The 24,988-nt window shown below is 59.9% G+C and carries 22 protein-coding genes and 1 pseudogene; 18 read left to right on the top strand and 5 right to left on the bottom strand.

Annotated elements, in window-relative coordinates; genetic code table 11:
• Positions 1–5 precede the first annotated feature (5 nt).
• A complete protein-coding gene (gene ybeY, locus PPRO_RS10095) occupies positions 6–389 on the bottom strand; it encodes an rRNA maturation RNase YbeY (protein WP_011735908.1) in 384 nt (127 codons plus the stop codon).
• A complete protein-coding gene (locus PPRO_RS10090; RefSeq protein WP_011735907.1) occupies positions 376–2,826 on the bottom strand; it encodes an HD family phosphohydrolase in 2,451 nt (816 codons plus the stop codon). Before PPRO_RS10090 ends, ybeY begins: the two co-directional genes overlap by 14 nt.
• Before the next feature lie 215 nt (positions 2,827–3,041).
• Here PPRO_RS10090 and PPRO_RS10085 point away from each other — a divergent pair, with 215 nt between their 5' ends.
• A complete protein-coding gene (locus PPRO_RS10085) occupies positions 3,042–4,037 on the top strand; it encodes a D-2-hydroxyacid dehydrogenase (RefSeq protein WP_011735906.1) in 996 nt (331 codons plus the stop codon).
• A 36-nt stretch (positions 4,038–4,073) separates the two neighbouring features.
• On the opposite strand, the gene PPRO_RS10080 is transcribed toward PPRO_RS10085, so the two are convergent.
• Entirely contained in the window at positions 4,074–5,144 is a 1,071-nt protein-coding gene (locus PPRO_RS10080; RefSeq protein WP_011735905.1) for a type IV pilus twitching motility protein PilT, read from the bottom strand.
• Positions 5,145–5,156: 12 nt separating this feature from the next.
• A complete protein-coding gene (locus tag PPRO_RS10075) occupies positions 5,157–6,950 on the bottom strand; it encodes a DUF4388 domain-containing protein (RefSeq protein ID WP_011735904.1) in 1,794 nt (597 codons plus the stop codon).
• Positions 6,951–7,272: 322 nt separating this feature from the next.
• On the opposite strand from PPRO_RS10075, the pseudogene PPRO_RS21865 reads away from it, so the two are divergent.
• The 11 genes and pseudogenes from PPRO_RS21865 to PPRO_RS10020 all read left to right on the top strand — a co-directional run.
• Positions 7,273–7,431, top strand: a pseudogene (locus PPRO_RS21865) (hypothetical protein); the annotation flags it as partial.
• 147 nt (positions 7,432–7,578) lie between these two features.
• Complete coding sequence (gene aroC, locus PPRO_RS10065; protein ID WP_011735902.1) at positions 7,579–8,760, top strand: chorismate synthase; 1,182 nt, start codon at positions 7,579–7,581, stop codon at positions 8,758–8,760.
• 184 nt (positions 8,761–8,944) lie between these two features.
• Positions 8,945–10,024 (top strand): 3-dehydroquinate synthase, encoded by a 1,080-nt coding sequence (gene aroB / locus PPRO_RS10060; RefSeq protein WP_011735901.1) that lies wholly within the window; start codon positions 8,945–8,947, stop codon positions 10,022–10,024.
• 3 nt (positions 10,025–10,027) lie between these two features.
• Positions 10,028–10,951: a tetratricopeptide repeat protein gene (locus PPRO_RS10055; protein WP_011735900.1), complete on the top strand. Its 924-nt coding sequence runs from the start codon at positions 10,028–10,030 to the stop codon at positions 10,949–10,951.
• On the top strand, positions 10,942–11,304 hold the full coding sequence (locus tag PPRO_RS10050; RefSeq protein WP_011735899.1) for a roadblock/LC7 domain-containing protein: 363 nt from the start codon (positions 10,942–10,944) through the stop codon (positions 11,302–11,304). The genes PPRO_RS10055 and PPRO_RS10050 overlap by 10 nt, the downstream gene beginning before the upstream one ends.
• Before the next feature lie 124 nt (positions 11,305–11,428).
• Complete coding sequence (locus tag PPRO_RS10045) at positions 11,429–12,496, top strand: M24 family metallopeptidase (protein WP_049759691.1); 1,068 nt, start codon at positions 11,429–11,431, stop codon at positions 12,494–12,496.
• 75 nt (positions 12,497–12,571) lie between these two features.
• On the top strand, positions 12,572–13,030 hold the full coding sequence (accB, locus tag PPRO_RS10040) for an acetyl-CoA carboxylase biotin carboxyl carrier protein (protein WP_011735897.1): 459 nt from the start codon (positions 12,572–12,574) through the stop codon (positions 13,028–13,030).
• Between the two features lie 112 nt (positions 13,031–13,142).
• Positions 13,143–14,483, top strand: coding sequence for an acetyl-CoA carboxylase biotin carboxylase subunit (gene accC / locus PPRO_RS10035; RefSeq protein ID WP_011735896.1), 1,341 nt, complete (start codon positions 13,143–13,145; stop codon positions 14,481–14,483).
• Between the two features lie 3 nt (positions 14,484–14,486).
• Positions 14,487–14,873 carry a glycine cleavage system protein GcvH gene (gcvH, locus tag PPRO_RS10030; protein ID WP_011735895.1) on the top strand — a complete coding sequence of 129 codons (387 nt, stop codon included), beginning with the start codon at positions 14,487–14,489 and terminating at the stop codon, positions 14,871–14,873.
• A 70-nt stretch (positions 14,874–14,943) separates the two neighbouring features.
• A complete protein-coding gene (locus tag PPRO_RS10025; protein ID WP_232286633.1) occupies positions 14,944–16,431 on the top strand; it encodes a TolC family protein in 1,488 nt (495 codons plus the stop codon).
• Positions 16,431–17,258, top strand: coding sequence for a menaquinone biosynthesis protein (locus PPRO_RS10020; RefSeq protein ID WP_011735893.1), 828 nt, complete (start codon positions 16,431–16,433; stop codon positions 17,256–17,258). The genes PPRO_RS10025 and PPRO_RS10020 overlap by 1 nt, the downstream gene beginning before the upstream one ends.
• Positions 17,259–17,380: 122 nt before the next feature.
• On the opposite strand, the gene PPRO_RS10015 is transcribed toward PPRO_RS10020, so the two are convergent.
• Entirely contained in the window at positions 17,381–17,674 is a 294-nt protein-coding gene (locus PPRO_RS10015) for a PxxKW family cysteine-rich protein (RefSeq protein ID WP_011735892.1), read from the bottom strand.
• A gap of 172 nt (positions 17,675–17,846) precedes the next feature.
• Here PPRO_RS10015 and PPRO_RS10010 point away from each other — a divergent pair, with 172 nt between their 5' ends.
• The 6 genes from PPRO_RS10010 (at position 17,847) to PPRO_RS09985 (ending at position 24,869) form a co-directional block, all read left to right on the top strand.
• Entirely contained in the window at positions 17,847–19,265 is a 1,419-nt protein-coding gene (locus tag PPRO_RS10010) for a phosphoglucomutase/phosphomannomutase family protein (protein ID WP_011735891.1), read from the top strand.
• Positions 19,266–19,295: 30 nt separating this feature from the next.
• Entirely contained in the window at positions 19,296–20,168 is an 873-nt protein-coding gene (gene nifU, locus PPRO_RS10005) for a Fe-S cluster assembly protein NifU (protein ID WP_011735890.1), read from the top strand.
• Positions 20,165–21,340, top strand: coding sequence for a cysteine desulfurase NifS (gene nifS / locus PPRO_RS10000; RefSeq protein ID WP_011735889.1), 1,176 nt, complete (start codon positions 20,165–20,167; stop codon positions 21,338–21,340). Before nifU ends, nifS begins: the two co-directional genes overlap by 4 nt.
• A gap of 336 nt (positions 21,341–21,676) precedes the next feature.
• On the top strand, positions 21,677–22,654 hold the full coding sequence (locus PPRO_RS09995; RefSeq protein WP_011735888.1) for an ABC transporter permease: 978 nt from the start codon (positions 21,677–21,679) through the stop codon (positions 22,652–22,654).
• A gap of 8 nt (positions 22,655–22,662) precedes the next feature.
• Positions 22,663–23,520, top strand: coding sequence for an oligopeptide ABC transporter permease (gene opp4C / locus PPRO_RS09990; RefSeq protein WP_011735887.1), 858 nt, complete (start codon positions 22,663–22,665; stop codon positions 23,518–23,520).
• A complete protein-coding gene (locus PPRO_RS09985; RefSeq protein WP_011735886.1) occupies positions 23,517–24,869 on the top strand; it encodes a deoxyribodipyrimidine photo-lyase in 1,353 nt (450 codons plus the stop codon). Before opp4C ends, PPRO_RS09985 begins: the two co-directional genes overlap by 4 nt.
• The last annotated feature ends 119 nt before the right edge of the window (positions 24,870–24,988 follow it).

Here is a 24,988-nt window from a genome sequence, read left to right as displayed (position 1 = left end):
CGAGTCTATGAACCTGTCTGGCTTAACAACCCCTCGTTCTTCAGGACGCTGAATAACTCCACCTCCCTGGCCTCCATCCTGGCCGCTTCTTCCTCACCGCTCCGCTCATGGTCGTAACCGCACAGGTGCAGGGTGCCGTGCAGCAGCAGGAAACAGAGACGCTCGAAGAATTCCATCCCCCCTTCTTCAGCCTCTCGCAGAGCAGTGTCGGCCGAGATGACCACATCGCCCAGTGCAAGGGAGGGTATGGCGCCGCATTCCCCTTCCTGGAGGGAGAATGAGATCACGTTGGTGGGACGATCCCTGTTCAGATAGTCGCGGTTGATGCGGCGGATAGCCCGGTCTCCCACGATGGAGATCGACAGCTCCGTCCCCTCAGGACATCCCAAGTCGCTTAAGATCCTCGCCGCCACCTTTTTCAGTTGGCCGCTCCTGATCCGGTGCCTCCTCTGGCGGTTGCTCAACAGTATCTGCACGTGCGCTGCCTCCCTGCTCCTGCTGGGCCTGGGTCTTTTGCCTGGCTGGGAACCCTATTTTTTTGCCGCTGCTCCCCTTGTACACCGGGTCGGGGTAATCGATGCGGTGATGGAATATTCCATTGAGGATACGATTGAAGCTCCTGGCAATTTCATGCAGGTTCTTGAGCGTCAGTTCGCATTCATCCAGCTGGCCGTCGATGAAGATGTTGTTGATCAGCTTCTGCACCATGCCCTGGATGCGGTCCGGGGTCGGGTTGACCAGGGTCCGTGACGCGGCCTCGACACAGTCGGCCAGCATGACGATGCCAGCCTCGCGGGTCTGCGGCTTGGGGCCGGGGTAGCGGAAGTCCTTCTCCTCCACGTTCTGGCCGTTGGCCGCTGCCTGGGTTTTGGCCTTGTCGTAGAAAAATTTTATCAGAGCCGTGCCGTGGTGCTGGCGGATAATATTGATGATCGGCTGGCCCAGACGGTTTTCGCGGGCCAGTTCCGCTCCCTCCTTGATGTGGGAGATCAGGATCAGCGCGCTCATGCTGGGCGAGAGCTTGTCGTGACGGTTATACTCGTTTCCCTGGTTTTCTATGAAATAGAGCGGCTTGGAAGCCTTACCCACGTCATGGTAGTAGGCTGACACCCGTGCCAGCAGGGGGTTGGCGTTGACCGCCTCGGCCGCCGCCTCCACCAGATTTCCCACCACCACGCTGTGATGGTAGGTTCCCGGAGCCCGCACCATCAGGTCCCGCAGCAGGGGGGAGTTGAGGTTGGCCAGTTCCAGCAGCTTGATGTCGGTTGTGTAGTTGAAGAGCGTTTCAATGATCGGAATGAAACCGGAAACCAGACCGGCGCAAATGATGCCGCTCAGCACGGCGAAAATTGCCGTATAGATGGTCTGCATGCTGAAGAGGGTGTTGCTGAAGGTCTGAAAGGAGAGGGCCAGGGCCAGGTTGACCACCGATACCTTCAGGCCGGCGGCGTAGACGGTGCTCCGGCTGGTGCAATGTCGTATGCCGTGGGCGCCGACGATGCTGCCCAGCAGGGCGTAGATCACCACGAACATGCTGTTTTCAAACATGATCCCCAGAAGCGGCGCCAGGATGGCGCAGTAGACCAGGGCGACCTCGGAATTGAGGAAGATGCGCACGATCATTGCCCCGGCGGCAAAGGGGAACAGATAGTAGTAGTTGTTTGTTTCTATGTGCGGGAACACCGGTCCAATGTTATGGGTAATCAAGAGGGCAGTCTTGAAGAACAGAAAACTGCCGGTCATCAGAAGCGAGATAAGCAGGATGTCCTTGTTGGTCGGGTCGAACTTGCGGATGTTCTTGCAGGCGAAACGGTAGGGAAAATAGAGCAGCACCAGGATGGTGGCGAAGGTTCCGATTGCCGCGAAGAGGCGGTTTTCGCTGCGGCTCTCCTGGAAGATGGTGCGCAACTTCTGGGACTGTTCGGCAGTGATCCGGTCCCCGATGCGGACGATCATCTCACCCTTCTGGACCTTGAAGAGAACCGGGCTGACCGCCTCTCTGGCAGCGGCGCTGCGGATCTCCGATGCCTCGCGGTTGTAGAAGAGGTTGGGCAGCAGGATACGGGAAATAACCGCCGAGATGTGTCTGGTGTCACCCGGTTTGCCCAGGCCGGAGAAACGCCAGCCGGCAACAATGCCGCGCGCTTCGGTGATCTCCGTGTACTCCATGGACTGGTTGCCAGCGCCGATCAGGTGGCCGTCGTTGTCCAGGATCTCGATTCCCCGCCTGCTGTTTGTCTGGAAGACCCTGCCGTCCAGCACGATCTTGCGCTGGTACAGTTCGTCGAGCAGGCGGGCGGCATCGGCCAGGAAATTTTTGTCCGACTCAATGCGTATCAGTGCCTTCAGTTCCGCGGCGCTCAGTTCGGTGTCCAGCGACGAAGCAAGCAGCCTGCGCCAGGTTTCCATGTCGCTGTGCGGAAGAGAGGTGCGCTTTTCTCGGATGACCGCCAGGGCCTGCTCCAGTTTCTCCGTCAGATAGGAGGGGACCCTGTCGCTCAGGTTGTAGATGATCGGGGCGCTGTTGCTGATCTCCCTGCGGCGCTGTTCGGTGAGAACATGGTCCTCGACCAGGTAATCCTGGGGGGCGCGGATATCGGAAGTGGCTATGTCGCCCGGCCTGAAATCAAAGGAGAAGAAGTGCTGTTTGGGCAGGATGATCAGGGCCAGCAACAGTGCGGTCAGAACAAGGAGGATGAACCGGTTGCGCCGAGCCGTCAGCGGGTTGGAAAACCTCCTGACGATGGAGTCGATCAGGTTCGTCCCCAGTTTGCTCAGGTAGGTCAGCGTATGTTGTTCCTGGTTGTTACCGAGTTGGTACGGCATATCCTGTCAGTGGCGAAACATAATGTATTCGGTTAGGGGGTGCATGTCACGCGTAAGTGTTTGAAATTAGATTTTTAACCATAGCCTTAAACGGAAGAGGTGTCAAGCGTGGTCGGCCGGGGGGAAATAGCGTGAGAACTGGTCGTGACGCTTGACTTTCCGGGAGATAACCCTACAATCTGGCACTATATTTTCGGAGGAAGGATCGTGCTGCCATGAGCGAGAAGAGCAGAATCGTGATTCTGGACGGCCATACCATCAACCCCGGCGATGCCAGCTGGGAACCGCTGGAGGCACTGGGGGAGTGTGTGATCCATGGGCGTACTCCGCCGGAGTTGATCGTCGAACGTGCCCGGGAGGCGCGCGTGATCCTGACCAGCAAGTGCACTTTGAGCGCCGCTGTTCTGGCGGCATTGCCGAAGCTCGAATATTTATCGGTCCTGGCCACCGGCTACAACAACGTCGACATTGTTGCTGCGGGGCGGCGGGGCATTCCGGTCTCCAACGTTCCGGCCTATGCAACGGAAACGGTTGCCCAGGCTGTATTTGCCCTGCTGCTGGAGTTGACCTCGGCTGTTGGCGCCCATGCTGCCGCGGTAAGGGGGGGGGAGTGGGTGGACTGTCCCGATTTCTGTTTCTACCGGAAAACCATCCTGGAGTTGAATGGCCTGACCCTGGGGGTCGTGGGCTACGGCTCGACCGGGCAGGCTGTCGCGCGCATCGCCAACGCGTTCGGCATGCGAGTCCTCGTCCATGCCCAGCGCATTCCGCGTCACCTGGGACAATTGCCGGTGCGTTTGGTTCCCCTGGAGGAGCTTTTCGAGACCGCAGACGTGATCAGCCTCAACTGTCCGCAGACCAGGGAAAACAGCGGATTTGTCAATGCCGGGCTCCTGGCGAGAATGAAACCGAGCTCCCTTCTGATCAATACGTCCAGGGGAGGCCTGATAAACGAGGCCGACCTGGACCGGGCGTTGCGTGACGGTATCATCGCCGGAGCGGGACTGGATGTGCTTGCCCACGAACCGCCCCGTGGCGACAACCCGCTGCTCTCGGCCCCCAACTGCATCATCACCCCCCACCTTGCCTGGGCCTCGCTGGCGGCGCGCACAAGGCTGGTGGGGATGGCAGCCGCCAACGTGGCCTCGTTTCTGGCCGCTGCGCCGGTCAATGTGATCAACGGCGAGTACCTGCCCGCAGCACGCGGCTAGCAGATAAAACTCCTTCCCCGTTTAGGCCCTGCTTCCCTATGAATCGAACATAAGCTTCCGTTCCAGGTCCATGGAGTGGGTCAGACGCTTGGCATCCTCGATGGTGATCTGCCCCTGTTTGTAGAGCTGCAGCAGGTGTTGGTCCAAAGACTGCATCTGGTACTGGGAACTGCCGTTTTCGATATGCTTTTCCAGTTCGCTCAGCCGCCCCTCGCGGATGCAGGCCTGGATGGTCGTGGTGGCGCGCATGATCTCCACCACCGGCAGGATGCTCTCGCCGGTTTTGTCCTTTACCAGTCGCAGCGAGATGGTGGCCACGAGGATATCGGCCAACCGCTGGCGGATGATCTCCTGCGTGTCGGGCGGGAAGTTGCCCACGATGCGGTTTATGGTGGAGACGGCACCCTGGGTGTGCAGGGTGGTCAGGACCAGATGGCCGGTCTCCGCCGCCTTGATGCAGGCGTCGATGGTTTCCGTGTCGCGCATTTCTCCCACCATGATTACATCCGGATCCATGCGCAGAGCCGCCTTCAGGGCGCTGTTGAAGCTGGCGGTGTCGATGCCGACCTCCCTCTGGATGATGCAACTCCTCTGGGAGGTGAAGAGGAATTCAATGGGATCTTCTATGGTTATGATGTTGTAGTTGTTGTGTTCGTTGATGCATCTGATCATGGCTGCCAGGGTGGTGGATTTGCCGTTACCGGTGGGGCCGGTGACCAGGATCAGGCCGTTGGGCGCCTTGGCAATCTCCTCCAGCACCGGCGGCAGGTTCAGCTCCTGGAAGGTACTGACGTGGGGAGGGATGACACGCATGACGATGCCGAAGTGTCCGCGCTGCTTGAAGACGCTGGCACGGAAGCGCCCTCCGCTGGGTAAAGCGTATGACGCGTCAAGTTCCTTGAAATCACTATTGATCTGGCGATTGTTCTGCTCCAGGACGCGTGCTGCTATGAACTCCGTGTCCCCGGGGGTCAGATTCTGCATCTTGGAGCGGATCAGTTGCCCGCGTCCCCGGAAAAAGGGGGGATTGTCGACCTCGAAATGGAGGTCGGAAACCCGTTTCTGAAAGGCGATTTCCAGGATCTGGTGCAGTATGTTGATGTCCATGGATTCTCCTTGTTATGACTGCGGGGTGTTCTGGTTGCTCTTCTGGGCCGAGGCGAGATATCTCTTCCGGTACAGGCTGTTGTCCAGCAGCAGTCCGGCATGGCGTGCAGCGATATCCAGAAGGTCGATCTGGAGCGGCGAACCGGCCATGTCGCCAAAATCGCCGTAGATCAGGGCGATGACCCGTCCCAGGGCCTTGATGGGCATGAGCATCATCTTGGGGCTGTGGGGCGTTCCGATCCGCGCATGGAGATGGGTACTCAGGACCGCGTCGTTGCACTGGCCGTAGAAGTAGCGGCCGCTTTTGAGCACGTCCTGAAATACCGACGGCTCTCCCAGTGGCACGTTGAAAAGCATGGCTTCCGTTGCCCCGCTGCTTTTGTCGCCCCTGATCCCGAATCCCTTTTCGGCGATCAGCTGGTTTTCTCTCACGACCAGCGTCAGCGTTCGCTCGAACATGGCGGAGGCGAATGTGAGCACCACAAAGGCCATTTCCGGCAGGCTGCGCTGGCTGTCCAGTTCACAGATGCAATCCTTGAAGCAGCGCAGTATCCTTTGGTCGGAGCTTACATAGTTTTTTTGCAGCGTAAGCTGGAATGTTTTCAGAAACTTGGCGCTGTTTTCCACGAAAAGCGCGTGCTGTTTCCCCCTGACGGGCCTGGCCAGGACGCTGCGCACGCCGGCCTGCAGAGCCAGCAGGGGAAACTCGCAGTCGCGGGGCGCGACCAGTTGCAGGATAACGATGTGGGGATACTTTTCCCGCTTTCGCAGCAGCAGATCCTGGATTTCGCCGGGGGAAAAGGGGCCATCCGCCTCAAGCGGCGCGTCAATGACCAGGAGTGGCACCAGTTCCTTGGCAAGGGACTGGTCAACGATCGGGTCCAGGTTTGTCGCATCGTCGGTGGAGAAGACGAATAGTCCTTCATGTCTGCACACGGTGGAGACAATGTGGGTAATGAAGGGGTCGTTGCTGAAGACGATCACCGCCAGGGGCGGGGCAGGGGAGTCTGTCGCCGGGGAGGCGGAAGGCGTCTCGTCGGAGTATTCCCGTAGCAGGGTGAAAAGCCGGTTCTGGTCGTCCGGGGGCAGGTCTGGCACAGCCTCCCTGATTCTCTGGCGATGGATTTCAGAGACGTCGTACTCCTTCAGTCCCAGGAACACATCCGGGATCTTTTTGTCAAGCTTGTCGAGGTCGTCGAGGCCGAGCACATCCGCGGTAATGATGCCGTTCTGTTCCGTTGCCTCGAAGTCATGGGTTGCCAGGAAGGCTCCCTCACCCAGCGTGCCGTCACGCATCTTTTCGTCGTATATGCGCAGGGCATCCATAAGGATGTTCTGCGTATTGAGCTGGATTTCCTGTTTGAGAATCTCGGGGAAATAACGGTATTCATCGCTTGTCACCGTTGCGTCCACATCCAGAGCGAATGTGCCGCTGTTCCAGGTCAATACCTCTACGATGGTCATCTCGATCAGTGTTTCCAGGCCGGCAAAGGCGACTTGGCGGTCGATCTGGCCACCCTCGATGAGCGTGGCGATCAGCGGCTTACGTCCGGTTCCGTCACGTTCCTGGCGTTGAAGCGCTTCCTCCAGGTGTTCGGGGGTGATGGCGGACATCTCCACCAGGATCTGGCCGATACGGACGTTGTTCTGGACGTGGTTTGCACTGACGATATAGCCGTCATTAAAAACCAGTTGACTCTCCCCCTTCTGGCTTTTGAGGCAGAGCGTCCCTGTTTTTCTCGTGGAGTGGAGCAGCTGAATCACATCGACTATGGGTAAGTGCTCCAGGTCACCTGCAAAGGACATGCGTGACGTTCCTCTCGTTGTTCGGGATTGACTGTGGTGATGGCCCCTGATCCGGTCATTGCCTGGTGGATGGGGGGTGCGGGGCTGTGTACGGGAATGACTGCGCTTTGTGTGTATGCGTGATGATTCTTATACAAAAGTTGTCAATCGGCAAGTGTTTATTTGGCAGCCGTGGCGGGCTTTTTTCTGGCCCCGATGGCCCGTTTTTGCCGGAATTGAGGCTGGGCCATGACATTTTATCAGATTATTTTAGCGGCGACTCTCCACACCCATAGACCGAGAAATGCGATTGATTTCCATAGCGGGTTTTGTATCTAAGCCATCCTTTTCCACCACGGTGGAGCGTTACCTGTGCGCGGCTGCCGATGACCCCAGGGTGCGCGGCGTCAAGATGACCCTTTACCGCACCTCCAGCAAGGGACGCATCATCGGCGTCCTGGTGCGGGCGGCCTGCAACGGCAAGCAGGTGGTGGAGCTTAAGTGCCCTGGAGCACGGCCGCATCTCATTACCTCGTCCCCCGGCGTCCGCCTGTCGTGAAACGGCAAAAGTCTTTTGCCTTGCCGAGCGCCCGGCATAAATGCTATTTTGGCCGGGATTCTTCATATTCATGGAGGTTTTTTTATTTCTATGCTTCGTTATCTGACAGCAGGGGAATCCCACGGACCACAGTTGACCGCGATTATCGAGGGGATGCCGGCCGGCGTTCCGCTTCTGGCCGAGGATATCAACCGCGAGCTGGCCCGGCGCCAGCAGGGCTACGGCCGTGGCGACCGGATGAAGATCGAGAAAGACCAGGTGGAGATACTCTCCGGGGTGCGTTGGGGAGAGACGCTGGCATCACCGTTAACCCTGGTGGTGAAAAACCGCGACTGGGAAAACTGGAGTACGAAGATGTCGTCGCTTCCGGAGTTTCGCGACGAATCACAGGCTGTCACACGTCCCCGTCCAGGCCATGCCGACCTGGGCGGCGCCCTCAAGTACGGTCACCGGGACCTGCGCAACATCCTGGAACGCTCCAGTGCCCGCGAGACTGCCGTGCGTGTTGCCGTGGGAGCTGCTGCCAAGGCCCTGCTGCGGCTCTTCGGCATCAGGGTGGGTGGGGTTGTCCGCGAAGTGGGTGGTGTCGTAGCCACCGACCCCGCTGCCTCCTTTGAATACATCTGGGCCAGCGCCGGACAGTCGCCATTGTTCTGCTGTGACGGGGCTGCCGAGCAGGAGATGAAACGACTGATCGATGACGCCAAGGGGAGCGGCGATACCCTGGGTGGGGTGGTGGAGGTGCAGGTGATCGGCGTTCCGCCCGGCCTGGGGAGCCATGTCCAGTGGGACCGCAAGCTGGATGCGCGACTGGCCATGGCGCTGATGAGCATTCAGGCCATCAAGGGGGTCGAGGTGGGCATCGGTTTTGAGACGGCCCGACGCCCCGGTTCCCAGGTGCACGATGAGATATTCCGCGATGCCGCACGCACCGGAGCCGATTCAGGCGGCGCCTATTACCGCACGTCCAACAATGCCGGCGGCATCGAGGGGGGCATGTCCAACGGCGAGGCGATCATCCTCAGGGCTGCCATGAAACCGATCCCCACCCTCTATAAGCCGCTCCGCTCGGTTGACATGCTGACCCATGAGCCGTTCCAGGCGGCGGTTGAGCGCTCCGATACCTGTGCCGTTCCTGCCGCGCTGGTGGTGGCCGAGGCGGTTGTTGCCGTTGAGATCGCCAATGCCTTTCTCGAGAAGTTCGGCGGCGATTCCGTCCAGGAAATCAGGCGCAATTACCAGGGGTATTGCGAACGGATTCGCACCCTCTGAGCTCCCCGGCAGCCGTGAGCCCAGGTTTGTGGCCGCGCCCGCCAGGCGGTATGCTATGGTGACCGCAGCGAGGGGAGTCGGGGTGCACTTTATGTTCAGAGGGAATTATTGGAATTGACATGGACAACGTTTCCGTGGAAGATGTTGCGCCAAAGATTATGAAGGTTTTAAAGGGGTTGCCTGCGTGAGTGTGCTGACCGTCAACCTGGGAGAAAACAGTTACGATATTCTGATCGACGGCGGTACGCTCCCGTCGCTGGGGCGACACTGCCTCGAACGGGGGCTTTCCGGGCGCGTGGCGGTGATCAGCAACCCTGCCGTGGCGGAGTTGTACGCCGAGCAGGTGCGGGCATCGCTTGTCGAGTCAGGCAATCAGGTTACCCTGATCCTGATTCCCGAAGGAGAGGAACACAAGAACGCGGCGACCTTGAACCTCGTCTATGATCAGCTGATCCAGGCGGGTCTGGATCGCAACTCCTACATCGTGGCCCTCGGGGGCGGTGTCGTGGGAGACCTGGCCGGTTTCGCCGCCGCGACCTTCCTGCGCGGCATCCCCTTTGTGCAGGTTCCCACAACCCTGCTGGCGCAGGTCGACAGCAGCGTTGGCGGCAAGACAGCCATCGACCATCCGCGGGGCAAGAATCTGATCGGCGCCTTCTATCAGCCGCGCCTCGTACTGATCGACGTGGAGACGCTTACCACGCTTCCGCAGCGCGAGTTTCGCGCCGGCCTGGCCGAGGTGATCAAATACGGCGTAGCCATGGACCTGGCCTTCTATGAACTCCTGGAACGGGACAGCGGCAGGATTCTGGAGATGGATGCCGACTGCCTGGAGCGCATCGTGTTGCGCTGCTGTGAACTGAAGGCGCGGGTTGTGGAGCAAGACGAGAAGGAGAGCGGACTACGCGCCATCCTCAACTACGGCCATACCCTGGGCCATGCCATTGAAACCCTGGCCGGTTACGGCACCCTGGTGCATGGCGAGGCGGTTGCCATCGGCATGGTGCTTGCCGCCCGGATCAGTCTGGCCGGCGGATACTGCAGCGAGGGGGATGTTTCCCGGATCGTCGCTCTCCTGGGGCGTTTTGGTCTCCCGTGCATCCCTCCCCGGATCGACCAAGGCCGTTTGGCGGAGACCTTGCTGACGGACAAGAAGAGTCGCAGCGGCATCATCAGATTTATCTGCAATCGCGGCATCGGCGACTGTGTCGTGGTTAACTTGACCGCGGAGCAACTGCTCACCCTGAGTGGACTGGAGGTCTGAATCATGCAACATGAACGTGCATCATTCTGGGCTGATATCAAGAACTACGAGGAGCATCTGGCGCAGAACCCCGATTCCTATCTCTTCTCCCGGTTGTCGGACGCTTACCTTAAGCTCAATCTGGTGGATGACGCTCTGCACACCGCGCGGCGGGGGGTGGAGAAATTTCCCGCCTATGTTGCCGGTCAGCGCTCCCTGGCCCTGGCCTGTTACGCCAAGGGACTCATGGACGAGAGCCGCCAGGCCCTTGAGGCTGTCGTTGCGGCCGTACCTGAGGATGCCGAGAGTCAGAGAATTCTGGGGAGGCTTCTGGTTGCCGCGGGAGATCCTGAGGGGGCACAACGGCTCTATCGGGTTCTGCTGGATTTCCACCCCGATGACGAGGAGTGCCGCGAGGAACTGAGGCTGCTGGAACAGCCTTCCCTTGCCGAGGTTGCGGTGGGCGTCCAGCAGTCAGTGGAGCAGACATCTGTTCCTGATCTTCCTTCACTGGCGTTTTCCGAGCAGGAAGAAGATGTCATCGATCTCGATGATGGCGATATCCTGCTGGAGGAAGTGGTGGAAGAGGAACCTCCCGTTCCCGCTGCGGCTCCCCGCCTTGACCCGCTCTCCACCGCTACCTTGGCGGAACTGTACGTCCAGCAGGGGTTTCTCTCCAAGGCGCTGGATATCTACCGCTCCCTGGCGGTTGATGATCCGGGGAACAGCGATGCCCTGTCCCGTATCGCCGAGATTGAGGCCCAACAGATGGAGCGTGCGGCGGCTGGCGCGGTTCCGCCTCCTCTTCCTGAAGCAGTTTCTCTGCTGACTGTTCAGGAAGTACCGACGCTTCCTTCCGGAATCCCGGTTCAGGGGCAGTCCGATGCGGTGGTCGCCACGCTTGAGGGTTGGCTCGACTCGATCAGGAGGATCAAGGCATGTCGCTAAAGGGTACACTGACGGAAATAGTGGAAAATGTAGCCGGTGGCCGGGCAGTCGTCATCATGGCCAGCGACGGTATTCCCATCGATCAGGTGGTTGTGGATGAGGGAAGCTTTGATCTGCAGCTTCTCTCGGTTGAATACGCCACGCTGCTGGGTGACATCAGGCGGGCAGTGGAGCTGCTCAAGGTGGGCGAGATGGAGGAAGTCTCCACCACCAGCGGCGACATGTGTGTTGTTTTACGGGTTCTGAGTCAGGAACTGTTCGTCATTCTGGTGATGGATCGTGACGCCAGCCTGGGCAAGGGGCGCTACCTGCTGAGGCTCAAATCGTATGAGTTGGCCAGGATGCTGCTCTAGCCTGCTGTTTTGCGGCCCCCTGCACCACGGGATTCACCATGCCTTCAACGAGACAGCGCGGACGATGCGATTCCGATAATGTAATCATCCCTGGAAAAAACAATTTGTGCTAATGGATTTACCTATGCTACACATCAGGCGCGCCAGACTGGAGCGCTTTTTCACTGCCCATGACCTGGATGCGATCCTGTTCTTAAGCCTTGCGAATATTCGCTACCTGTCAGGCTTTACCGGCTCTGACGGCGCACTGCTGCTCACCCGGGAGGAGTGCCGTTTGCTGTGCGATTCGCGCTATACGACACAGGCAGCTGCCGAGGTACTGGACGGCGAGGTGCTCCAGTACAGCGATAGAAATGCTTTGCTACGGGAATTGGTCGACGATCTGGGGTTGTCGCGCATCGGTTTCGAGGCGGCCCACACCACCTTCGCCGCGTTCAGCGAACTCTCTTCAAGCTTGAAAGGGCATGAACTGGTCTCCCTGGGGGGCGACCTGGACCAGATCCGTTCCTGCAAAGACCAGGATGAGCTGGAGCGGCTCTCCCGCGTGGCCGGTTTGGCCTCGGATGCCCTTGTTGCCTGTCTGGGAAAATTGGGTCCCGGTGTCAGCGAGGCCTCTTTTGCCTGGGAACTCGAAAAGGAGATGCGAAACCGCGGCGCCGAGGGCAGGGCCTTTGATTTCATCGTTGCCTCGGGAGAACGGGGCGCCATGCCCCATGGCCGGGCGTCGGAAAAACTGCTCCGCTCCGGCGAACTGGTTACCATCGACTTCGGCGCCTGCATGGACGGATACGTTTCCGACGAGACCGTAACCATTGCCATCGGCACGCCTGACCGGCGCGGTGTTGATGTTTACGCCGTTGTCAAGGAGGCCCACGACCTGGCCATTGCAGCGGTCAGACCGGGCATCTCCTGCCGCGACCTGGATGCCGTTGCCCGCGATCATATCCGCGGTCGCGGCTTTGGCGACTATTTCGGCCATGGCCTGGGGCACGGGGTCGGTCTTGAGGTTCACGAGAAGCCGGCCATCTCCCCCCGCAACGATATGACCCTCCAGGAGGGGATGGTGTTCACCATCGAACCTGGTATCTATATTCCCGGCTTTGGCGGGGTGAGGATCGAGGACACGGTGGTGGTCCTGCCTGATGGCTGCCGTGCGCTGACGCGGGTTTCAAAAGAGCTGATGTACGTATAGAGGAGTACCCCGCCTATTGCCGGGGATCCGGTGCCAACCGGGTAAAAGCACGGCCGTATTTCAAAGGAGACAAAAATGGATGTTAAAGACCTGCAGGTACTGTTTGATATGATCACCGAGACGGATATTACCGAGTTTGAGATGGAAAACTCCGATGAAAAGATCGTTATCCGTCGGGGAGCACGGGTAGAGCAGCTGTCCATGGTTCCCGTACCCGCGCCGCAGGCCGCGGTACAGTGCGCGTCCGCTCCGGCCGAGGCTCCCGCTTCCGCGGCGGCTCCTACCGCCGCCCAGGGGGACACGATCAATTCGCCCATCGTCGGCACGTTCTACTGCGCTCCCGAACCGGGTGCCGCCTCCTATGTGGAACCCGGCCAGGTGGTTGAGAAGGGGCAGATGCTTTGCATCGTGGAAGCCATGAAGCTGATGAACGAGATAGAGGCCGAGTTCCGTTGCAGAATCCTCAAGGTGTGCAAGGAAAACGGCCAGGCCGTCGAATTCGGCGATCCGCTGTTTGTCATCGAAAAAATGTAGGTGCCTGCGCACGGGGATGGTTGTGTGAACGTTGATTGCGGGGATCTCCCGCCCACGGCCAGTCCCCCGGCTGACTTTTATCCGTCTGGAGAATACAAGAGGTTACCTTTTCATGTTTCATAAGATTCTGATCGCCAACCGGGGCGAGATTGCCCTGCGCATCATCCGGGCCTGCAAGGAACTGGGCATCAAGACGGTGGCGGTTTACTCCCAACCCGATATCAACTCACTGCACGTCAAGCTGGCCGACGAGAGCGTCTGCATCGGCCCCGCCGCCAGCGCCCAGAGTTACCTGAATATCAATGCCATCATCAGTGCCGCTGAACTGACCGATGCCGAGGCCATCCACCCCGGCTACGGGTTTTTGTCGGAAAACGCCGATTTCGCTGAAATCTGCGAAAAGTGCGGCATCACCTTCATCGGCCCCAGCCCGGAGAGCATGCGCATCATGGGCGACAAGATCAGCGCCCGTCAGGCGGTCACTGCCCAGGGAGTGCCGATCCTGCCCGGCACCAAGGAGGGGGTCGCTTCGGTGGATGAGGCCATAACCATTGCCAAGGAGATCGGCTTCCCGGTGATTATCAAGGCTACGGCAGGGGGGGGCGGTCGCGGCATGAAGATCGTTCACTCCCAGGCGGCGCTCCCCAATGCCTTTGCCACCGCCCGTGCCGAGGCCCAGTCAGGCTTTGGCAACCCTGAAGTGTACATAGAAAAGTATTGCGAGCACCCGCGTCATGTGGAGATCCAGATCCTGGCCGACAAGCATGGCAACGTGATTCACCTGGGGGAGCGTGACTGCTCCATCCAGCGGCGCCACCAGAAGCTGATCGAGGAGGCCCCCTCCACCATCAGTACCCCGGAGCTGCGCGCAGCCATGGGGGAGGCAGCGGTCAGGGCGGCCGCATCGGTTGGATACAACAGCGTGGGAACCGTTGAGTTCCTGGTGGACAAAGAGAACAACTTCTATTTCATGGAGATGAATACCCGCGTTCAGGTGGAGCACCCGGTAACCGAGATGATAACCGGCGTCGACATCGTCCGCGAACAGATCCGCTCGGCAGCCGGCTGTCCTCTGCGCTATAGGCAGGAGGACATCAAGATCAGCGGCCATGCCATCGAGTGCCGCATCAATGCCGAGGATCCCCACAAGTTCACCCCCTGTCCCGGCAAGATAACCGCCTACCACCCGCCGGGAGGGCTGGGGGTGCGGGTGGATTCCTTCGTCTATGACCAGTATACCGTCTTGCCCTATTACGACTCCATGGTGGCCAAGCTGATCGTCCATGCCGAAACGCGGCAGGATGCCATCAAACGCATGTCCCGGGCGCTGGACGAGTATATTATCGAGGGTATCAAGACCACCATCTTCTTCCAGAAGAGGATCATGACCAACAAGGATTTTATCGAAGGAAACATAGATACATCATTTCTTGAGAGAATCGTGCTGGAGTAGACTATGGACTTTCCTGAAGAGCTCAAGTATTCCCGTGAGCATGTCTGGGTTCGGATCGAGAATGGAACGGCGGTCATCGGCATCACGGATTTTGCCCAGAATGAGTTGGGCATCATCTTGGCGCTGGAGTTGCCCGATGAGGGGGATGACGTCGAGCAGGACGATTCGTTCGGCTCCATCGAGGGGAGGAAGACCGTTGCCGAGTTGTATGCCCCCTTCAGTGGCACCATTGAGTCGGTCAATGCGGAGGTTCTGGACAACCCGGGGCTGCTCAACGATGACCCGTACGATGGTGGCTGGTTGCTGGAGGTGACGCTGGACGACCCCGATGAGCTGAAGGGGTTGATGACGGCCGATGACTATGCCGAGTATGTGGAGAACAGGGATTGATCGACCTGCTACATGGCGGGGCAGGGGTGCGCGGTATCCCTCCCCGCCGTTTTCATACAGGGATGCTGGCGTGAGATCGGTGATGGTTGTGATAGCACTGCTCTTCTGCTGGACGGCCTGCGCCTGGGCTTCAGGCCAGCCGATACGGCTCTCCCTGGGTGAGGCGGTCCGGATGGCGGCGGAGAAAAACCTGGACGTGCGGGCCGAACTGTACACGCCGGCCCAGTACCAGGCCGACATCAATCGCAACAGGGCAATCTACGATCCGCAACTGAACATTGAGACGCACTACAGTGATTTCACCAACCCTGTATCCGGTTCCTATGGCAGCGCCTCCAACAAGGGGCACTCCTTTGTGCTGGACTCCTCCCTCAGCCAGCTGTTCTGGACCGGAGCTACCGCGACACTGGGATTCAACAACAGCCACACCAAGACCAACCAGTTCTCCTCCCTGAATAACTACTGGCAGTCCAGTCTCGGCGTCACGCTCAGCCAGCCGCTGCTCAAGAATATGGGGCGCGATGCTACCGATCTCGGCATTTCCATTTCACGATTCTCCAAATACGCATCCATGGAGCATTTCCGAAATCTCCTGCTGAATACCGTCAGTCAGGCCAGAACGGAGTATTTCAAGCTCTACGGCTTGCAGGAGGTGCGGGAGGTCAAGCGGGTATCTCTGGCGTTGGCCCGCAGGATTCTCGACGAAACCAGGGCCAGGGTTTCCGCCGGTGTCCTGCCGGCCATGGAAATATTAAATGCCGAATACGGCGTGACGACACGGGAAAGGGAGCTGATTGCCGCCGAGAAAGAGGTTAACGATCAGGTGGATGTTCTGCGACTGCTCCTGCAGATTTCCGGCAAAGGGGAGATTGTCATCAGCGACACGCCGCGCCGCGCGCCGTATCCGCTGGACCAGGATCAGGCCCTGCGACAGGCTATGGGCCGTCCAGATATCAGGGAACTGCAACGGAGCCTGGACATCAGCGAACTCCAGTCCCGCGTCTTTGGCAACAATATCAAGCCCGATCTCAATTTGAGCCTCTCCGGTTCGCTGGTCGGGCAGGGCCACAGCTACGGCCGCGATATTGGGGATCTGGGAAGCTTTGATTACCCCGCCTGGAGCATCGGTCTGGTCTTCAAATACCCCTTGGGAAACAATGCTGCGGAAAACGACTATCGCAAGAGTCGTCTCAAAAATGCCCAGACCGCCCTGCAGATCCGCAGTCTGGAGGAGAGCGCGAAGAACGAGGTGCTCAGCTTCATCCGCGCCATCGATAGCGCGTTCAAGCAGATCGAGGTCGCTGACCGGGGCAGGGCCTTTGCCGAAGAGCGTCTTCGCGCATTTATGCGCAAGAACAGCGTCGGACTGGCTACCACAAAGGACGTGCTCGAAGTGGAACATGACCTGGCCGATGCCAAGAACAGCCAGATTGCGGCAGCCGTTGCCCATGACAATGCCATTACTCGTTTCCTGCAGGCGACGGGCCAACTACTCGACCAGGAGGGGGTCCGTTTCGTCGAGGGCGACGCTGACCGCCTCTACCTGAATATCTACTGATGCTGCGAATCGGACGTATAGAATACGCCAACTGCACCCCGCTCTTTCATGCCCTGAATGCGCTTTTTCCGGAGAACGACTACCGTTACGTCGGCGGGGTCCCGGCATACCTGAACGGAATGCTGGCGTCGGGAGGGATCGATGTCTGCCCCTCTTCATCGATCACCTTTGCCACCCATTCCGACCAGTACCTGATCATTCCCGATATCTCCATCAGCAGCAGCGGTCCGGTGCTGAGTGTGCTGCTCTTTTCAAAAACGCCCATTGAGGATCTGGATGGCGCACAGGTGCTGCTCAGTTCGGAGTCAGCCACCTCCGTCAACCTGCTGAAAATCCTGCTCCGTATCCGTTACAACTGCCAATGTACCTTCCAGATAACCGATCAGAGCACCCCTGGTGCCATGGGCGGGAACGAGGCGATCCTTCTGATCGGTGACGCGGCTCTGCGCGCGACCATGAGCAGGCACGACATGTTTGTCTACGATCTGGGAGAACTCTGGTACCGGTGGACCGGCACCCCCTTTGTCTTTGCCCTCTGGCTGACCACTCGGGAGGTGGCGGGCAGACGGGGGGATGAGCTGATGAGACTTGCGCGACAGTTGGGCCATGCCAAACAGTATGCGGAAGAACATCTGGAGGAAATCGTTCGCGTATCGCCGGAGCGGGATTGGATGGGGCCTGAGTTGCTTTTGGACTACTGGAGGAACAATATATCCTACGATCTGACGGATCTGCACCTGTCAGGATTGAAACGCTACTTCCGTTTCGCGGCGGAGATCGGCCTGATCGCGCCGGTGCGGGATCTCGCCTTTCTGCCCCTGGATTGATTCCCGTGCCGTGACCATCTCGGGCTGATCATGGCTGGGCGCTGGGGTGGTCGAGCCGAGCAGGTAAAACAAAGGGGGAATTCTCAGCGAATTCCCCCCAGTCGTAACAGGAGTACAGCGTCTTATTTCTTCTTGCCGCCGCCGGACGCCTTCTTGGAAGCCTTCAGCGGGTTGACCTTCAGGTCGTCAACCTTGATCTCGACCTTGACGTGGGTGGCGAAATTGCAGATTCCGTTCTGCCATTTCTTCGCAGGGGCAGGGTAGACAGAGCAGACATTGCCGATGGTGCCTTCCACGATCCGGTCACATCCCTCGCAGTTTTCAACGATTGTCTGGCATGAGCCTTCCTGAAATACACAGCCCTGTTTTCCCCAAAAGGTACACTCGGTACCTGAAAGTACGGTCTGACACTGCATTCTTCTTCCTCCTGAGTTGTTTGCGTAATGAGATAATCAATGTAACAAGTATAAGCTTACAAAGTCAATAGTAAAAATCCTTTGTATATACGGCTCTTTGACTTGACGGAAACTCAAGGCTGTATTACTTTAACACGACTAAAGCTGTCTTCTTACTCAAGGATGGTGAGCCATGACACGTATTTCCTTCGGAACGTCTGGTTGGCGTGGTATTCTCGGCGAGGATTTCACCTTTGACAATGTGCGGGTTGTCGTGCAGGCGATTGCGGACCATATTGCCGCCGCAGGCGAGCAGCAGGGTGGGGTGGTGATCAGTTGCGACACCCGTTTCATGGGCCAGCGCTTTGTCCATGAAGCGGCACGGGTCATGGCGGGGGCGGGCATCACGGCCTTTGTCTGCGAAAGGGATACGCCTACCCCGGTCATCTCCTTAGAGATCCTGCGCCGCAAAACCGCTGGCGGGATTAATTTTACGGCAAGCCACAACCCTCCCGAATACAATGGCGTCAAGTTTTCCCCTTCATGGGGGGGACCTGCTCTTCCCGAAACCACCGGGGACATAGAAAGGCGCGCCAACGACGTGATGGGCAGTCTCTGCCGTCCGTTACCTTCGTTGGAGGACGCCCGGCAGCGCGGTCTACTGGTCTCCATCGATCCACGGGAGGAGTACCTGCGGGAACTGGAGAACAAGGTCGATTTCGACGCCATCAGGAAGCTGGGAAAGGTGGCGCTGAACCCGCTCTACGGCACCGCCCGTGGCTATCTTGACGCCCCCCTGCTCCGCCACGGCGTAGCGTTCCGGATGATCAACGATCGCCCCGACCCCTATTTTGGCGGTCAACCCCCTGAACCGTCGGAAAGTCACATTCCGGACTTCATCGACCTGGTGAAGAACGATCCCGAGATCCGTCTGGGCCTGGCAACGGATGGCGATGCCGACCGCTTCGGCATCCTGGATGCGGACGGCAGCTACATAGAGCCCAACTACATCATCGCGCTTTTGCTGGATTACCTGATCCGCGTCCGCGGCATTGAGGGAGGCGCTGCCCGCAGCGTGGCCACATCCCATCTGGTGGATGCCGTTGCCAGGAAACATGGCGTCGAGCTGCACGAGACGCCGGTGGGCTTCAAGTATGTCGGCGAGTTGATCAGCCAGGACAGGATCGTCATCGGCGGCGAGGAGAGCGCCGGCCTTTCCATCAGGGGGCATGTGCCCGAAAAGGACGGCATCCTTGCCTGCTTCCTGGTGGCGGAAATGGTGGCCCGTGAGGGGAAAACAGTGCGGGAACTGCTTGAACGCCTCTACGGAGAGGTGGGGCGCTTCGTTACCCGCCGGGAGAACCTGCGCCTGTCTCCCGAGCTGGAAAAGAGCTATGCCGCCCGGATCGCCTCACTTCCCGCCCGGATCGCCGGGACGGGGATCCGGGATGTGATCAGGATCGACGGGACCAAACTGCTGCTGGATGATGGCTGCTGGATGCTGTTCCGCAAGTCGGGAACGGAGCCGGTGGTGCGTCTCTATGGAGAGGCGTCGTCGGATGCCCGTCTGGCGGAAGTCATGACCGCTGGCCGCGCCTTTATAGGTAGTTAATTTTATTCGAGTTGTTCGGAGGAAACACCGATGTGGGATTACACACCGATCGTTAAAGATCATTTTCTGAACCCGCGCAACGTTGGGGACATACCCGACGCCGACGCCATAGGTGAAGTGGGCAGTCTGGCATGCGGCGACGCGCTCAAGCTGTATCTCAAGCTGGACGAACACAAGGAACGGATCGTGGACGCCAGGTTCCAGACTTTTGGCTGCGCCAGCGCCATCGCATCCTCGTCTGCCCTGACCGAGATGCTCAAGGGCAAGACCCTGGACGAGGCCCTGGCTATCAGTAATCAGGATATCGCCGAGTTTCTGGGCGGGTTGCCGGAAGAGAAGATGCACTGTTCGGTCATGGGGCAGGAGGCTCTGGAGGTTGCCATAGCAAAGTACCGCGGCGAGCCGATCCCCGCCCATGACAGCGAACATGACCATGGCCATGCCTACCCCGATTATGAGGGGGAGCTGGTCTGCAAGTGTTTCGGCATAACCGATGCCTATCTCAAAAAAGTCATTGAAACAAACAAGCTGACCACTGTTGAGCAGGTGACTAATTTTACCAAGGCTGGTGGAGCCTGCGGCGGCTGCATTTCCAGTATCAAGGAGCTGATTGCCCAAGTGCTGGGCGGGGCAGAAGCCCAACCGCGCAAGCGCCCCGAGAAGCTCTCCAACATGAAGCGGATGCAGATGATCCAGGAGGTGCTGGAGCGCGACATTCGGCCGCTGCTGTGGGCCGATGGCGGCGATCTGGAGCTGATCGATATCGACGGACCAAAGGTTCAGGTGGCCTTCCGCAAGGCGTGTGCCGGCTGCGCATCTTCCGGCAACACGGCGCGCATGGTCGAGCACAAGCTGCGCGACCTGGTGGCCGAGGATATCGTTGTCGAGGAGGTGTCCGCATGAGGGAGATCTATCTGGACAACAATGCCACCACCAAGGTTGACGAAGCGGTCTTCGAGGAGATGCGCCCCTATTTCTGCGAACTGTACGGCAACCCCAGTTCCATGCACTTCTTCGGCGGCCAGGTACAGGGGAAGGTGGTTGAGGCCAGAAACCGCGTTGCCGGCCTGCTGGGTGCCTCTCCCGAGGAGATCATCTTCACAGCCTGCGGAACCGAGAGCGACAATACCGCCATCCGCTCGACCCTGGAGGTTCTTCCCAATCGTCGTCACGTGATCACCTCACGCGTGGAGCACCCGGCGGTGCTGACCCAGTGCCGCAACCTGATCCAGAAGGGGTACCGCGTTACGGAAATCGGCGTGGACGGCGAGGGGCGTCTGAACATGGATGAGTATCGGGCCGCCGTGGACGACGACACCGCCATCGTGTCGCTTATGTGGGCCAACAACGAAACCGGGGTGATCTTCCCGGTGGAGGAGGCCGCCGCCCTGGCCAGGGACAAGGGGGCGCTCTTCCATACCGACGCGGTCCAGGCCGTGGGCAAGATCCCCATCGACATGTCCTCTTCCGTGGTGGACATGCTCTCCATCTCGGGGCATAAGCTGCATGCACCCAAGGGGATCGGTGTGCTGTACGTGCGCCGCGGCACGCCGTTCCGCCCCTTTCTCGTGGGGGGGCATCAGGAGAAGAGCCGCCGCGCCGGCACCGAGAATGCCGCCGCCATCATCGCCCTGGGCAAGGCCTGCGAGCTGGCGGCAGCGCACATGCCGTTCGAGAACAACCAGGTCAAGGCCATGCGTGACCGTCTGCAGGAGTCGCTCCTGGCTGCCATTCCCCACTCCCGTATCAACGGGGGGGGCGCGGAGCGCTTACCCAACACGCTTTCCATCGCCTTCGAGTTCGTGGAAGGGGAGTCCATCCTGATGCTGCTCTCCGAACTGGGCATCTGCGCCTCGTCGGGCAGCGCCTGCACCTCCGGTTCGCTGGAACCGTCCCATGTGCTGCGCGCCATGGGCGTGCCCTTTACCTGCGCCCACGGCTCAATCCGCTTCTCGCTCTCTCGCTATACCACAGAAGCCGAGATCGACGGCGTGATCCGTGAACTGCCCCCCATCATCGAACGCTTGCGGCAGATGTCCCCCTTCGGTCGGGAATTTCTCAAGGCACAGGCCTAGCCGGTCACCACCGCAAACCAGTATCCAGAGAGGGCGGCCCCGTGCCGCCCTTTGTTATGTTGCCGCGCAGCTGGTGTAAGTGGTATACATGGGCGCGTGCCGTCTTCCCGGATAATGTCCTGCCGCGGGTTGGGGAGCGTGTGGGGCATGCATCGTTTTCTCTCCGACCAAGAGCGGTCAGGAGTTGTGGGGCACTGAACCGATACATGAGCCATTGATGCTCAACCCCATGTAATGACTCGTACGTACGCAGTATTTTCCCGCGCTGGCCACCGGCCGGCCGGGTGAAGCGCATCACATAGGTGCCGCGCGTGCCGGTGGCGCAAGGATGGAACCATGCTGACCTATCTGACAAAACGCGTTCTGCTGCTGATACCGCTCATGGTGGGCATAACCCTGATCACCTTCTCCGTGATCCATCTTGCGCCGGGAGAACCGGTGGAGATGCAGATGGCAATGAACCCCAAGGTGGGCAAGGAGGCCCGTGAGCGTCTGAGGGCTTTCTACGGCCTGGACCAGCCGCTGCACGTGCAGTATTTCAGTTGGGTCGGCAAGCTGGCCCGCCTGGACCTGGGACGCTCGTTCTCCTCCGACAGCCGCCCGGTTATCGAAAAGATCAGGGAGCGCCTGCCGGTTACCATCTCCCTGAACATCATCGCCCTGCTGCTGGAGTTCGGGCTGGCCATCCCCATCGGTATCCTGGCCGCCACCCATCGTGATACCCTGCTGGACCGGGGAATAACGGTCTTCGTCTTTGTTGGCTTTGCCGTACCGTCCTTCTGGCTGGCGCTGCTGTTGATGTACTTCTTCGGGGTGAGGCTGAACTGGCTGCCCATATCCGGACTGCATACCCTGGGGAGCGAGGCGTACGGCACCGCCTTCTACCTGTGGGACATGGCCAAGCACCTGGTCATGCCGATCATGGTGGCATCCTTCGGCAGCCTGGCCGGACTGTCGCGCTACATGCGCTCCTCCATGCTGGGGGTCGTCGGCCAGGATTACATCACCACCGCCCGTGCCAAGGGGCTCTCCGAGCGGGTGGTGATCTACCGCCATGCCCTACGCAACGCCCTGCTTCCGTTGATCACCCTGGCCGGTTTCTCCATTCCCGGCCTGATCGGCGGCAGCGTCATCTTCGAGACCATCTTCGCCATCCCCGGCATGGGGCAGCTCTTCTACCAGGGGGTCATGTCCCGCGACTATCCGGTGGTCATGGGTATCCTGGTGATCGGCGCCTTTTTGACCCTGATCGGTAACCTGGTGGCCGATGTCAGCTACGCCCTGGCCGATCCGCGCATCCGGCACGGGGCATAGGGGCGCCCATGACCGACCTGACCAGTTCATACCTGTACGCCGTTGTCTGGCAACGCCTGAAACGCAACCGCCTGGCCCTGGCCGGCGGCTGCGTGGTGCTGCTGCTCTTCGTCGTCTCCCTGCTGGCCCCGTTGATCGTCCCCTCCGACCCCAACGCCATCGATGCCTGGCATGTGCTCTCCCCCCCCTCCTGGCAGCACTGGTTCGGCACCGACGAACTGGGGCGCGACGTACTCAGTCGCATGATCTATGGCAGCCGCATCTCCCTCAAGGTCGGCTTTGTCGCCGTGGGCATCGCCGTCTCCATCGGCACCCTGGTGGGACTGGTCTCCGGCTACTACCGTGGCCTGGTTGACAGCTGCCTGATGCGCATGGTGGACATCATGCTCTGCTTTCCCGCCTTCTTCCTGATCCTGGCGGTGATCACCTTTCTGGAGCCTTCCATCTGGTACATCATGATGGTCATCGGTCTGACCGGCTGGATGGGGGTGGCGCGCATGGTGCGGGCCGAGACCCTCTCCATCCGCGAGATGGACTACATCACGGCGGCCCGCTGCATCGGCTGCTCCGACCTGCGGATCATCTTCCGCCACATCCTGCCCAACACCCTGTCGCCGGTGCTGGTTTCCGCCACCCTGGGGGTGGCCGGCGCCATCCTGACCGAGTCGGCCCTCTCGTTCCTGGGCATCGGCGTCCAGCCCCCCACCCCCAGCTGGGGCAACATCCTCACCTCGGGCAAGGACTACATCGAATTTGCCTGGTGGCTCTCCTTCTTCCCCGGTCTGGCCATCCTGGTGACGGTACTGGCCTACAACCTGCTGGGGGAGGGGATCAGGGACGCCTTCGATCCCCGGGTGAACCGTTGACAGCCGTGGACATCCGGCGCATACACCCCCTGAACAGGCGGGAAGGGCAGGACGGCCCGGTGGTTTACTGGATGAGCCGAGACCAGAGGGCAATGGACAACTGGGCCCTGCTCCATGCCCAGGAACTGGCCTTGGAACGGCGGGCGCCGCTGGTGGTGCTCTTCACTCTGGCCCCTTCCTTCCTGGGAGCGACGCTCCGGCAGTATGGCTTCATGCTGAGGGGGTTGGCGGAGACTGCTCAACTGCTGGCAAAGATGAACATTCCCTTCTACCTGCTGCGGGGGGAGCCGGTGGGACAGCTCTGTTCGTTCGTGGAACGGAATCGGGTCGGCACCGTTGTCACCGACTTCGATCCCCTGCGTGTCAAGCGGGTCTGGCGCGAAGGGGCGGCCCGCTTGTGCGGGGTTCCCTTTTTCGAGGTGGATAGCCACAACATCGTCCCCTGCCGTTTCGTCTCCGATAAACAGGAGTATGGTGCCCACACCCTGCGACCGAAGCTTCGGCGCCTGCTCGCCGACTTCCTGCATGAGTTTCCCCCCCTCATCCCCCATCCCCATGCCTGGCCCGTCCCGTTTCAACCCCTCGATCCCCAAGGCATTCTCTCCGATCTGTACATGGACAGGAGCGTGTCAGAGCTGAGCAATCCCCTGCCGGGAACAAGGGCCGCCGGTGAACGGCTGCGGAGCTTCATCGCCCAGGGTCTTGAAGACTATGGTCTCCGGCGTAACGATCCCTGTTGCGACGGCCAGTCGGAGCTCTCCCCCTGGCTGCACTTCGGCCAGCTCGCTCCCCAGCGGGTGGCCCTGGAAACAGTGCGCACTCTCTCCGGCTCGCCATCCAGCGAGGCGTTTCTGGATGAACTGATCGTGAGAAGGGAGCTGTCGGACAATTTCTGTCTCCATAACCAGGCCTATGACCGTCTGGAGGGATTTCCCGCCTGGGCGCTGAAGACCCTCGGGGAACATCGCCACGACCGGCGCGAGTACCTTTATACGCAGGAACAGTTCCAGGACGCCGAGACCCATGATCCGCTCTGGAATGCGGCCCAGCGTTCCCTGCTGCTGGGCGGGAAGATGCACGGCTACCTGCGCATGTACTGGGCCAAAAAGATCCTGGAGTGGAGCGCCTCGCCGGAAGAGGCGCTGGCGGTCGCCATCCGGTTGAACGACCGCTACAGCCTGGATGGCCGCGACCCCAACGGCTATGCCGGCATCGCCTGGAGCATGGGGGGGGTGCATGACCGCGCCTGGGGTGAACGGCCGGTCTTCGGCAAGATCCGGTACATGAACGACAGGGGGTGCAGACGCAAATTCGACGTCGACGCCTATATCCGGCGCTGGGGAGAGTAGCGCCGTTCCCGTCGAGCATGCCCGGTGGAATAATGCCTGGCCTGAAACGCCTTGGCCCGGGCGTTGCGGACAGGTAAACCCCGAAAGGCTACACCTGCGGGCGGCTTATGGCCAGGCTG

Source organism: Pelobacter propionicus DSM 2379 (assembly GCF_000015045.1).
Classification (GTDB): Bacteria; Desulfobacterota; Desulfuromonadia; order Geobacterales; family Pseudopelobacteraceae; genus Pseudopelobacter; species Pseudopelobacter propionicus.
The sequence above is the reverse complement of the archived record's forward strand: the minus strand, read 5'-3'. Positions and strand labels throughout refer to the sequence as shown.